The organism is Streptomyces sp. NPDC050704 (assembly GCF_040654355.1).
In the GTDB taxonomy this organism is placed as follows: Bacteria; Actinomycetota; Actinomycetes; order Streptomycetales; family Streptomycetaceae; genus Streptomyces.
The window spans coordinates 1-12,574 of record NZ_JBFAHW010000053.1 but is presented as its reverse complement, the minus strand read 5'-3'; the positions used below and the strand labels follow the sequence as shown (position 1 = coordinate 12,574).

The 12,574-nt window shown below is 66.3% G+C and carries 7 protein-coding genes and 1 pseudogene; 2 read left to right on the top strand and 6 right to left on the bottom strand.

Going from position 1 to position 12,574, the window contains the following annotated elements; genetic code table 11:
- Positions 1-603 precede the first annotated feature (603 nt).
- Positions 604-2,604, top strand: a complete 2,001-nt coding sequence (locus AB0I18_RS28400) for a Shedu anti-phage system protein SduA domain-containing protein (RefSeq protein WP_363108434.1) — start codon at positions 604-606, stop codon at positions 2,602-2,604.
- 157 nt (positions 2,605-2,761) lie between these two features.
- Here the strand turns inward: AB0I18_RS28400 and AB0I18_RS28395 are convergent, their stop codons facing one another.
- The 6 genes from AB0I18_RS28395 to AB0I18_RS28370 form a co-directional block, all read right to left on the bottom strand.
- Complete coding sequence (locus tag AB0I18_RS28395) at positions 2,762-4,021, bottom strand: Wadjet anti-phage system protein JetD domain-containing protein (RefSeq protein ID WP_363108433.1); 1,260 nt, start codon at positions 4,019-4,021, stop codon at positions 2,762-2,764.
- Positions 4,005-8,234, bottom strand: coding sequence for a TIGR02680 family protein (locus AB0I18_RS28390; protein WP_363108432.1), 4,230 nt, complete (start codon positions 8,232-8,234; stop codon positions 4,005-4,007). Before AB0I18_RS28390 ends, AB0I18_RS28395 begins: the two co-directional genes overlap by 17 nt.
- Positions 8,235-8,241: 7 nt before the next feature.
- Positions 8,242-9,486 (bottom strand): TIGR02678 family protein, encoded by a 1,245-nt coding sequence (locus AB0I18_RS28385; RefSeq protein ID WP_363108431.1) that lies wholly within the window; start codon positions 9,484-9,486, stop codon positions 8,242-8,244.
- Positions 9,483-11,045 carry a TIGR02677 family protein gene (locus AB0I18_RS28380; protein WP_363108430.1) on the bottom strand — a complete coding sequence of 521 codons (1,563 nt, stop codon included), beginning with the start codon at positions 11,043-11,045 and terminating at the stop codon, positions 9,483-9,485. Before AB0I18_RS28380 ends, AB0I18_RS28385 begins: the two co-directional genes overlap by 4 nt.
- A gap of 207 nt (positions 11,046-11,252) precedes the next feature.
- Complete coding sequence (locus tag AB0I18_RS28375; RefSeq protein WP_363108429.1) at positions 11,253-11,450, bottom strand: hypothetical protein; 198 nt, start codon at positions 11,448-11,450, stop codon at positions 11,253-11,255.
- The gene (locus AB0I18_RS28370; protein ID WP_363108428.1) at positions 11,429-11,794 is read right to left on the bottom strand and encodes a transposase family protein; all 366 of its coding nucleotides are present in this window, start codon (positions 11,792-11,794) and stop codon (positions 11,429-11,431) included. Before AB0I18_RS28370 ends, AB0I18_RS28375 begins: the two co-directional genes overlap by 22 nt.
- 456 nt (positions 11,795-12,250) lie before the next feature.
- Here AB0I18_RS28370 and AB0I18_RS28365 point away from each other — a divergent pair.
- Positions 12,251-12,574 (top strand): annotated as a pseudogene (locus AB0I18_RS28365) (hypothetical protein); the annotation flags it as partial.

Here is a 12,574-nt window from a genome sequence, read left to right as displayed (position 1 = left end):
GGACCAGGGCGCTTGACGGGGGCTGTGGCGCACTTTGACCCGGTCAAGGTGCGCCACGGAGCGGACGATGGGGCGTGGAGTGGGCGGTTCGTGGAGTCGTCTAAGTGTTTCCGATGACGCGTCACATGGAGTGCATGGCCATCTTCGAATCAGCCGCCAAGGGTGCCTGACCTGGTGTTTTTCCTGTGCGCGTTGTGTGGTGTGGGAGGTGCGGGCGATATCTTGACGCTGAAATGATGCTTGCGACGCTCATTTGACACTCGTTCTGATGGGGTGTCAGGCGTGTTGGGGTGCTGGCCAAGTCGTCTGTAGTCACGGGTGAACGAGTGGCTCTTCAGTGAAAAAGTGCCCTCGCGTTGGTTGGCGGATGGCGGCTGGAGCACAGGTCAGTCGGATCGACGCGATGTGCAGCACGCTGGTTTGGGCGAGCGTCAGCGACAGACCTCGCCATGTTGGAGACCTGGATGACGCCGCCAGCCGTTCAAATCGAGAGATCCAAGTGTCCCCAATGGTCCTCCTTGCGAGCCGACGTACGTCCATCCTGGAGGCATGACTCACGCTGAAGCCTTACTGGGACCGCGGAGCACGCCGAGGATCACGGCGGTGACGCGACGCGACATCTTCGACTACCTGCGTGGCGAGGGCGGCCCTTGGTGGGGGCGGCTCGACGAGATCGACTTCCTGGAGGGCCTGTACGACTTGGACAGGCTGGTGTCGACGGACTCCCGGTTCACGACGGCGCGTGGCGACATAGTCCAGCACCGGGTCAACAATCCGTTGGACTTGCCGGACGACTGGGTCTTCGAGGACTCGCGCTTCCAACTTCTCGATGGCCCCGATGAGGTACTGCTGGCCTTCCTGGCACGACTCGTTCATCCAGAGGTACAGCCCGACGCCGACCAGTCATCCCGACGAGTCGAGGAGCTGAACCGCCTTCTCGGGCCGGACGGCTGGACCTTCCGTACCTTCGAGTGCCTGTCGGGCCGGCCGATTTACGCACCGTTCGCCATACAGGCCACGGGCCCGATGGTCTCCTTGCCGCTCGCCGACGACGACACCGGCAAACTCGACTTCGTTCTCGGGCAGACCTACAGCCTCTTGGATCGCGATGGCGAGCAGGTGGCTCGTGACCTGATCCGCGCGACCGTCCTGACGCTGCGCCGGGACGGCGGCATCTACCACCCCATGCCCGGTGACCGCTGGACGGACGATACATACGCGGCGGTTCTCACCGTGGATCGCGTGTTGCTGGACGCATTCACAAAAACGGTCACCGACGCGATCTGGCAGCGGCTGGAGCCCCTGCTCAAAAGGCTCCAGCGCCAGGATGTTCAGTCCCTCGTGGTCGAAGGCGACCTGGAGCCCCTTCCGGCCGTCCCACCGGACTGGAGGAACCAGACGGCCGAGGCCGGTCCGCCCATTGCTCGGCGTTTCCGCATTGGTCTGGTGACCCCGGAGTTCGACGTCACACGGCAGGACTTTGCGGATCTTGAGATCCGCGGACACGGATTTCCCTACTTCTACGACACTCGACGAGGTTGTCTGATCACCGAGTTCCTTCTTGACGACCGGCCGCAGGTGGCCACGTTGTGTCACGTCACCCTCATCAACAAGGACGGCGTCTTTTCGCCCAGGATCAAACTGTGGAAGAAGGACAAGACCAGGGCTGAGAGGACGGCCGCCATGGTGGCGATTCCCGGCACCGAGGCTCCTCAGATCGTCAAGGCGCTCGTTGACACCAGCGATGTCCACGAGAACTTCTGGGAGGTCATCAGCTTCCTCCAGAACTGCGTCGGGTTGTCCATTCCCGGAAGCAGCCTGCGGCTGGTCGTCGGCGACGAAGCCGAACTGGCTCGGCTCCTGGCCGACCAGGACCGCACGACGCTCCTCGAAGCCGTCAGGACCGCCGTCGGCGGCGCCCTCACGGAAGAGGACATCCGACTGATCAGCAACCGCAAGGCGCAACTCCAACGGTTCAGACAGCTGTTGAACGACCCGGAGTATTTCGAGCGGGAGCGCGGGGAGGCAGGGCCGGAGGCGGTCTGGCAGGGCTTCTTCGAGGAGAATCCGTGGATCTTCGGGTACGGCCTCAACCTCGTCGCCTGTGGCCCCCTCGACGACGGCAAGCTGGAGCGCATCACGGCTGGTGCGAACATCTTCACGGGGGCGGGAAAGCGCAGCGACGCCGTCATGCGCTCCAAGGGCTTCATCAGCAGCCTGCTGTTCTGCGAGATCAAGACCCACAAGACGCGACTGCTGGCCAGCGCTCCGTACCGCCTCCCGGACGTCTACCAGGTCTCCAAGGACATCGTCGGTGCCGTGGCGCAGGTACAGAAGACCGCCCACAAGGCCCTACGACTGGTCAGCGGTGAACTACACAGGCACTTTCGGGACGACGGCGCCCCGACCGGCATCGAGATCTCCACCGTCCGCCCCCGACAGGTATTGGTGATCGGAAACCTTAGCGAGTTCACCGACGGCGGTGCGGCGAACTCGGAGAAGATCAGCTCCTTCGAGCAGTACCGGCGATCCATCCAGGACGTCGAAGTCATCACGTTCGACGAACTCTACGAACGGGCCTGCTTCATCGTCGAGGACCGCTGAGGCGCACCCGACCGCGCCAAGTCGGATACTGGTCTCCCTGATGATCCTTCCCTTCGCTTGGGCTTGTGACTGCGCCCCCACGCTGCCGCACATCGGGCCGTCCTCGGCCGGTTCGGACCGCTGCCCCGGTCCGACTCGTCCGTCCGGGCCCGCCGAGTCAAGCGAGCACGTTCTTGAGATGGTTGGGCAGGTGCGGCAGGACGAGTTCATGCAGGCCCTCCTGTTCACAGCGACGGCCGTTGTTACCGGCGATGGCCCGGGCCAACGGGCGAAACGCCTCCGGTGCCGTGACGGCCAGAGCTTCCGCTTGCTTGTGCCAGCCAGCGAGAGTCTCCTCGTCCTCCTCCAACAGGTATCCGGCCGCATACAGTTCGGGGGTCATGCCGACCGGGGTGATGGATCGGCCGCTCTTGGCGCTGAGTTTCACGATGATGTCGATGCCGGGCGGATCGAGGTCGCCCCACGCGGCCAGTGGGATGTCGGGGAGACAGGTGAGGAACATGACGAGAGCCTCTGAGGCGTAGCCCTCCATCCAGATGCAGAGCCATTGTTCCGAAACGCTGGTGCGGCTCAGTGCCTGGAACGTCTCCTGGTTCTCGATCAGCAGCACTCCGTCGGCAGGCACGTCGAGGGTGCCCGACGTCGCGGCGGCCTTGCCCGGGACGTCCACGAACGGCCGCGCTGCCGCCGCGTCCGCGACGAGACTTTCGAGCCGCCAGCTGGCAGGACCGAGCATCCGGATGCCGGTGTCGGCGGTGTACACCGCTTGGTCGAAGGGCTGGCCGATCACCCTGCTGAAGGCGTTCTTCGCTGGTTTCGTCCACCTCTTGCTGCCGCCCAGCGCGCGTACGGCAAGCTCGCGTTCGGCGAACTTCCAGCCGCGGGACTGCCCTTGAAACCATTCGGCAGCAGCGCTGAGAGCGGCGTTGTAGGTCGCCCAGGTTCGCGTCGCGGCCGTGGAGTCCTCGGGCGGGAGCCAGGAGGCTGGGTCCTCCAGGGCCGTGAGCAGCGAGAGTTCCTTCTCCAGCTCGGGCACCCCGGTGATTCGCGCGGCCAGGGTGGTCCGCGCGTGGTGGACCCCGTGCTTCTTGACGATTCTTCGGTACCGGGCCTGACCTCGGTTGGTCAGCAGGGGACCGTCCACGCCGATCAGCAACTGGCGCAGCGGGAGTGCGTACGCGCCGTCCAGGAGGGCCTGGTTCATCCGGTCGAGGTGTAGGTGGGGGCCGTTGATGCTCTTCGTGCCGAACAGGTCCACCAGATCGGCTCGTTCCTGTGCCGTCAGAGGCAGTTTCATCCTGCGGTCGAGTCCGCCCCCGTTGGCGATGCGGCGGCGTAGCGCAGTGCAGAACGTCTCACCGCCCGGGGTGGCGGCCCAGCGGGCCAGTCCCGGGGGGAGTTCACCCTTCCTTGTCATCGTCGGCATCCTTGTCCTCGAGGTTGTAGTCGCCGTCTCCGGTTTCGGTCTCCTCGTCCTCTTCCTCGGCGAACTCGTCGTCGAGGATGTCTTCCTCGTCGTCCCAGTCGATGCCCATGTCGAAAGCGGTGTCCTGGTTCAGGGCGGGGTCGGGCAGAACGTGTCGCTCGGCGCCGTCCCACAGGATCGGTGTGGTCAGTACGCCGGGCAGGCCCGAGTGCCGGAACAGCTGGTAGGTGGCCACCTTGGGGACCTCCTGGTGGAAACCCCATTCGTCGTGGCTGGCGAGGACCACGTCCAGGTCGAGCTTCGTGAGCAGTCCCATGCACCGTCCCCGCATTTTGGCGTCGATGCCGGCGAATGCCTCGTCGAGGTAGATGGGGCGAGGTGCGGTCGCGGCGGCGCCCTTGTAGTGAGCAGCCGCGGCGACAAACAGGGGCAGTTGGAGTGCAACGGCCTGTTCTCCGCCGGATCCCCTCTGCTGCTTCACGTCGGTTAGGTTGGTCCATTTCTGGTCGGGGCCGGCCTTGTGGCGAATACGGATGCGGCTCCAGGCCCGGTAGTCGAGGGCCTCGCGCAGGTGCGTCCGCCAGTCCGCACCGCTGTCACTGTCCCGGGCGGCCTGCACACGCTCGACGAGAAAGCGGATGAGCCGCTCGCGTGCGGCCTCGGACAGGTGCTCGCTCGACTGCCCGTCCAGGGAGTCCAGGGCGTCCAGCACGTCCTGGTCCTGGCCGGGGTCGGGTTCCCAGATCAGCTTCATGAGGTGTCCGGAGGACGTGGGCACTTGTTGAAGCAGCGTGTTCATGTGCTCGATGAGATTCTTCGCTCGGGTGCGTCGACGCTGGAGGTGATCGCCGAGGCGGCCCAGCAGGACCTCGGTGAACAGTCCGTGCTCCTCGTCGCTCAAGTAGCCGCGCCGGGTGTGGACCTCGTTGGCCATGATGTCCTGCACCTCGGGGACGCTGCGGCTCTGGCCGTTGTGCAGGAGGGAGACCAGGAACAGCGTGCCTTCGTATCTGGCGCGAGGCCGCCAGTCAGGCCCGTCGAGGTCGGACTGCAGGAGCCTGAACTGGGCGTCGGCGTCGGTGCGCGCTTCGTTGAGAGCGGCCTCGTTCCACGGCTCGTCGGCCAGTCGGGACACCGCGGCCCGGGCCTGCGCCTCGACCTCGGCGGTGTCTTCGTCACCGACGGCGTTCACGCGCGCCAGTTCGAGGTATCCGCACCGGCCCAGGCGGCCATAGTTCTTCTGTACCTCCTGGTACTGCTCATCGATTTCCGCGCACTCCTTCACGGCGGCGTCCACGGTGCCGACCAGGGTGCCGGCCTGTTCGGACAACTGCCTGGCCTTGGCGTGGTTGTCCTCCAGCGCTTCCTTCGCCGCGGCGAGTTCCTTGGAAGCCGTGGCGATATCGGCGAGGACCTTGTCCACATCGGCACCGGCCAGTTCCGTGCGGACCCTGAGCTGCTCCTTTCTGTCTTCGAGATCGCTGTGGGCCGCCCCGAGTTCGTGCAGGCGTTTATGGAGCCGGTCGGAGAGCTCGGTGAGACGCTGTCGGGAGCGGCGGGCGCTCATGTCCCGCGCGAGGTGTTCCTTCGCCGCGTGGAAGAGCCCGGTGACGCTGGTCGCGTAACGGGCCAGTGACTGCTGCTCCTGCTGGATGGAGGCGTGGTCGGGGCGTACGCCGCGGGGGCGGGCGTAATCGTCGAGTCGGCGCTCGGCGGCCTGCCACTGTTCCCACAACGTGTGTGTGTTCGTCTGGGCCTGCTGTATCTCCAGTTCGAGCTCGCCGAGCAGTGCGCGTGTCCCGTCGAGGGCGTGCCGCGTCTCCCGTACGGCACGGTCCTTGTCCCGGGTCTCGGTACGTTCCGCGTCGAGCTGGTCCAGTCGCCCGCGGGTGCCGGCGATCTGCGCGTCGTACTCGGTGATGCTCGCGCCCAGCGTGTGCAGTTGCAGGTCAAGGGTTTCAAGGCGCCGCCTGCGTTCTGCGGCCCGCGCCGTCGCGCCGATGTAGGAGGCGTCGGTACCCGTCGTACGACCGTGGACGGCGCCGATGCGCCAACTCCCGTCCATCCCGACACGCGTGGAATGGGGGTGCGTGGGGTCCTCTTCGCCCAGAGCGATCGAACCGAGAATCCGCCGGGTCACGGCCGCCGGGACGATCGGATGATCGACGGGGTGGATCGCTTCGGCGACGGAGCGTGCGGGTGCCTCCAGCTCGTCGACCGCGATGAGCACGGTCTCCAGCGTGTCGGGGGAGAGGGCCCGGCCGTCGCTGGTGACCCAAGCGTCGAGCAGGCCCGCGCCGAGCAGTGCGGCTTCGAGCCGCGCCGCCTCCTGCCCCGTCACCGTCGGCGCGAACTCCAGCAGCTTCCACAGGGGCGCGCCGTCGCCGAGCTCGGTCGTCCGTGTCCGGCGCGGGGTGGAGGGAGCCGGCGGCACGGGGTCTTCTTCGGCGGCGACACGGTCGCGTTTCTCGGTGATCTCCCTGTGCTGGACCTGGAGGCTCTTGCGGGACGCCTCCTGCTCGGCGAGCACGGCGGTCAGTTCCATCTCGACGTGCCGGGCCTCCGCCGCGACCAACTCGGCCAGGGTTACGGCGGCGTCCTTGCCCAGGACAGGCACGGCCGCGAGGAGACCACTCAACTGCTGGTCTGTCAGCTGGAGTTGTCGGCACTGTTCAGACCACTCGACGAGGAAGGCGCGCAGCTCACGGACGCGTTGCGCCAGGTTCTCCTCGTGCCCGTCGCAGGTCTGCTTGGTAGCACCGAGGCGTTCGCCGAGGCGGGAGGCCAGCTCTGCCGCCGAGTCGTGGAGTCGATGTGCCTCCACGACGCCCTTGGCGAACTCGGCGGCGTTGGAGAGAATCTTGGTCCGTGCGTCTACATGGGTCATGAGGGAGTTCCGAGCCGTCTCGGGGGTGCGACGGATGCCTTCCCGCTGATCGCGGTGGACGACTTCCAGGGCGGTGGCGGCCACGCACTGGTCGGCCCACTGCTCCGCAGCGATCATGTGCTGGAGAGCCGTCTCCAACTCGTCCTGCTCCTCCTGGTCTTCACCGGCGGCCTTGTTGTGGCTCCCCACCGCTTCCTCATGCCGCGCGTTGGCCTCACGCAGCAGTTTCTCGGCGGCCATCTGTTGGTTCTGCAGCGCGATGATCAACCCGCGCTCTTTCATCTCCGGGCTGGTGTTCAGCTCGTTGACACGGGTCTGCAAGGTGGTGCTGTGGGATTGGATACGCTGGCGCTCTTCCTCGTGCCGACGCATTCGGTCTCGCATCAGGGCGAGTTCGTCGGCCTTCTCACGCTGGGCCCGGTGCGCGGAACTGCGCCGCGCTCCTGCGGCAACCAGACCCTCGGCCTCGTTACGCACGATCCGCCGGGCCAGTCGGCTGTAGAAGGACAGGAAGGTGTCCACATGGCCCTTGTTGCGGACCAGGGTTTGGAGTTCTTCACGCTCGCGAGCCAGTTCGTCGAATTTTCCGGCCAGGTCCTCCAGCAGCAGACCGCTGACGGGAGGGAGGCCGTCTCTGAGCAGCCGGCTCAGTCTGGCCACCGTCAGGTCCTCGCTCAGCTTGGGCCGGCGCAGCGTCAGCAGGAGATCGATGAGCGAGAGGAGCCGTGCCGCGGAGAATCCGAAGAGCCGTGCGGCGAGCGCCTCACGGTAGTGCTTGGCCCGCTCATACACGTCCTCCTTGCCCAGGACGTCTTCCAGCTGGGCGCGGTTGCGAGGCCGGCGGTCATCGTCGTAGAGGGAGAAGTCGGCCCCCACACGGAGGGGAGTGGTGAAGAACCACTTGTCGCGCAGCGCCTGTTTGCCCGATGCCAGCGCGTGCATGCCGATCCCGACGGTCAGGTACTCGAACTCGCCGGACTCGGTGACGCGGCCGTACTCCGTCCACACATAGCTGATCCGCTGCGTTTGCCCGCGGTACAGGATGTTGTCGCGCATGGTGCGTGCCGCGTTGCCGAACGGGTCCATACGCCGGGCGTTCAGGATGCCGTCGAGCAGGAGCGGACTGGTGACTTCCAGGGCCTTGGTCTTGCCGCTGCCGTTGTGGCCACGCAGGATCAGTTTCCCGCCGTAGAAGAAGAACACCTGCTCGTCGTACTCCCAGATACCCATGAGCCCCATGCGCAGGGGCTGGAAGCGCAGGCGCTCGGGTATCGGCAGACCGCCGCCTAGGAGTTGCTGTAGAGCGGGGTCGGTCACAGGAGGTTCAGAGGGTGTCATCGCTGCCGTCTTCGCTGGAGCGGGCAGATGGGCTGGGAAGGTCGTGCGCGCCGAAGAGCATCAGGTTCTCGGCTCCCTTGCGCGTGCCGAGGCCGGGCATGGCGCGATAGCGGGCGATGGCGGGGCGGACGCGGATTCCGCCGGAGACGTGTTCGGCCAGGCCGAGTTGGACGAGAACGGGCAGGGCCGCTTCCTTGACGCGGATCGCGTCGATCGGGTGGCCGTTGATGGTCGTGATCAGCTGCAGCAGATCTGCGGCTACGTCGGCGGTGAGTTCGAAGAGCCGTGGATGCGAGACGAACGTCCGGCGTGGTGACCTGCTCTCCACCTCGCCACAGAGCCTGTCGGCCAGCACCAGGGCAGCGAACGAAGGTGCGCTTGCCTTGGGGAATTCCAGGTCGGTGAGTTCCTCGTCGATGACGGCCGCGCCCTCGGCGCGTACCTCGACACGGGTATCGAGGCCGAGGCGTACGGCGGTCAGCACCTCGTCGGTGTGAGCGAGGAAGTAGTCGCGCTGGTCGCCGGGAAGGTCGTAGAGATGAACGACAGGCTCGTCGACGAGCCGGCGCATCAGGGCCTGGCGGGTCAACTCGTTGGCTGTCCTGCCCTGTTCCGCCCCAAGGGCGTCGAACAGTTCGTCCGGTCCCGTGGCTTGAGCCGGGGCAACAGGTGCGGCCAGCATCAGAGCCGCCGTACGGTGGTCGACGTCGTACAGCGCGTCGCCGCTGCCCGCGACGTACTGCTTCTCGTGTTCGTGAGCGGTCCCGGCGTCACCGGTGGGGGCCAGGATCCCGTGACGGCACAGCAGCCGCACCATGGCGACCAAGTCGAAGCGTTCACGATGCGCGGTGGCGTCGAAGCGGCGCAGCGCGGTGTGGGTGGCGGTCACGGCCGTGAGTTTTTCGGCGAGTTCGCTGATCACGGTCTGCTGTCCACAGTCCTCCAGGACCGCCAGAAGCAGGCAGTACAGGGCGGACTGCCGGGCCGTTGGCGCCTCGATGCCCTGCCGGTCGGGCGCTTCGGGGATCTTGAACAGGCGGAGGTGGTCACGCTCCACATGCAACTGCCAGCCCAGATGATGGTCGAACCAGCGTCTCAGCTCGGCCTGGTGCCGGCGCGCCAGATCCAGCGTGCGAATGTGACGTCCCCGCCGGTGGAGCAGTGGACGAAGTAGAAGTGCTCGGATGATCTGGCTGCGTTCGAACGCGGCTTCGCGGCTCCGGCTGGTCACGCTGATCTCCCCGAGGAAAGGCTGATCGTCAGTTCCATGTCCGCGATCCGCAACCGCCCGCCACGCATCGCGACGGACGCTGCTTGTGCGGACGGTGGATCCGCCGGGGCGAGCGTGATCGCGAGCCGTCCGTCGCTGGTCCGGGCCCTGCGTACGCCGGCACCGTCTTCCGGCACGGAGAGCACGCAGTCCAGACAGCGCAGCAGGACGTGTGCCTCCGCGTCGCTCAACTGCCCCAGTAACGAGAGCCGGACACGGCCGCGGGCAGCCAGGGATTCCTCCGCGGAGGTCTCTTCGTGCTGCTGCTTGTCGAGTTGGGCAGCGAGCATGCTCTTAGCGCGGCGCGGACTGCGCACCCGAGGTGGCGGCCCGGGCCGTGTCCGGGGGCCGGACGCCCGGAACACCGCGGAGACCGGGGCGGGTGAGCTCTCCCACCAGCTGGCCCGAGGCAGGACGTCCTCGTCGTCGTCCGGCGGTCGTGGCGTGCCCAGGTGACGGGCGGAGTACATCCCGAACGCGGTGTGCCAGAGCGCCGACACTTTCTGCTGGGGGCTGTCGCTCATCGCGTCGAACCACGTGGCCAGGGCCACCAGGTCGGCCGCTCGGTCGACTCTGCGGAAGCGCTGCTCGTGGATCTGCCGGATAGTGAGCAGAATGTGGTTGACGGCGTCGGACGCGCGGTCCTGGAGGGTCTGCGCGATCGGCAGACGGTCGGGTCCCTCGAAGAACCAGCTGCGTACGCCCGCCCACTGACCGACAGCCCGGTCGGTGTCCCGCGCGATGACGTCCTCCTTCGCGACGCCCATCTGCGGGGCCCACTCCTGGGTCGCGATGTCGCCGAGACGCACTGTGATGTCGGCTTCCTCGGCCTGTTCGATCAGCCCGGAGATGAGCGGCCCGTTCCGGCTCAAGGCCAGGATGAAGGTCTGCAGGTACCCGACGACGACTTCCTTGTAGGCGAGGAACGCATCCACGTCCAGTTGGTCGTCCACGGCGAGGGTACGGTTGAGGCCCTGCACGAAGAGCTTCGCGTTCTCCGTCAGCTGCGTGAATCCATTGGCCAGGCGTTGGAAGTTACGACTGGCACGGGCCAGGTCCGGAGGGGACTTCTCCACTGCCTTCACCAGCTCGGTCAGTGCGTCAAGGACTTCCGGCAGCATCGAGGCCTGGAGGGCACCGGTGGCCCCCAGCTCTTGGTCGATCAACGTCAGAGTCCGGTGGACCTGCGCGCCCGCGGGGGTCAGCTGATACAGGAAGTCCTTGCGTATGAACTCCTGAACGGTGCCGCTGCGCCGCAGGTTGTAGATGCGGTTGACGTTGCCCCAGGTGTTCAGCGAGTCCAGAAGGCCGTCGATCGGCGGCATTTCGGCCAGTAACTCGGGTGCGCCGCTCAGCCGCTTGGCCACCTCCTGGCCGATGCCGTCTGCCGGAAGATGCATGCCGAGCCGTGACTCCTCCTCCAGGAGAATGTCCAGGGCGAGCCGATAGTACACAGCCTGCTGGGACGTCAAGTAGTTGACGAGGGGCATGCGATGGCCGAGGCCGTACACAGTGGTCATGGATCCTGGGATCAGTCGGATGGGATTCGTTCGCCCCTGCCGCCGTACGTCTGCGCATCGCATGGACGGGGATGGTGGAGGTTGCGGGATGCCGTTCCTGGTGGACCGGTGAACGGTGTGGTGTCACAGATAGTATGCGATGCAGATCACCTGTGTGACTGCATACCCTGCACCGAACCCCTCCGTCGTCCCCGGGGACCTCGTGGGTCAACTCGGATTGATAACTGCGTAGTCGACCGTGGTGGCCCAGCGGAAACTGTCCAACCAGCAGGCCATCGGCATCCCGCTGGCCATCGGCCGCACCATGAAGCCATCGCGTTGAGGAACCTTGTCTGCAGACTGGCGGCCTTCGAAGGCTTCTAGGACAAGGTCCGGGCTATTCACTACATCAGGGTGGTCGTCCACGTCGGGTGGGTGCGTACCTTGCCGAGGACGCGCCAGTTCTTCAGGTGGGCGGAGCTGTGCTTGACCGGTGCCCGGTCGATCGCCAATGTCTTGTTGAACAGCTTCTGCTCTCGCGTCAGAAACCGGTTCCGGGCGGCCTTGTAGCCGGTGATCACCGTCGGGTCGGCGTCGGGATCACTGTCGTCAAGCCCGACGAACCCCAGGTCGGTGATCGCGCCGAGCCCGGCCGTCCGCAACTTCTGCGTGAGCTTGTCGTGACGGCAGGCGGCGATCTCCGAGGCTCGCGCCGGTCCGACCGCCGAGACCCATACCAGCCAGCCCTGTTCGTCGGTGAGCGTGATCACGAGCAGGCCATGGCATTTGTGCCTGCCGGAGTAGTTGTTCTGGTTGTCCGTGCGGGGCGCTGCCGGTGCGGATCAGCGTGCCGTCCAGCAGCACCACCCCGCCGCCACCCTTCCTGGCGATCTTCTTCAGGGCCTTCTCCAGGCGCGGGGCCCGAGCGGCCAGCAGTCGCGCGCATTCCTCCGGGGACCAGTTGGGGACCACACGGTACGCGCGATGGCACACGGCAGAGCTTCGGACGAACAAAAGGCATCCTGACTAATTCTGCTATGTCCAGAAAATGCCTGTCACCCTCACTCCTGGGGGTCAAGGGGTCGCAGGTTCAAATCCTGTCGTCCCGACAGTGTGAAGGGTCTTCGCAGGTGAACACCTGCGGGGGCCCTTTTCGTGTGGGTCGTTTCCGGTCTTCGGGGTTGAGCACGCCGCTCATCGGCGCCTTTCCTCGGACGTTTGCGAGGATGCCGCTGCTGGACCTGGACAAGATCACTGCGGGGCTGTCGACGACCTGGTCGGGATTCCTGCGGGACTGGGACCGCTCGCTGCGGTCGGGGAACTATCCGGAGACCACCCGGTACAACTATCTGCTGGCGGCCGCGCAGTTGGGCCGCTACCTGGGGGAGTACTCGCCGGATCCGGATGCCGACGCGGCGGCTGAGGATCCGGTCGACGTCACTCGCGCGCACGTGGAGGCCAAGCTCGCGATGTGGCTGGAGGAGGGGCCGGCCGCGCACGGCTGGAGTGAGGACCAGGTGTGGACCGCCTCCCGGGTACACACGCTGATC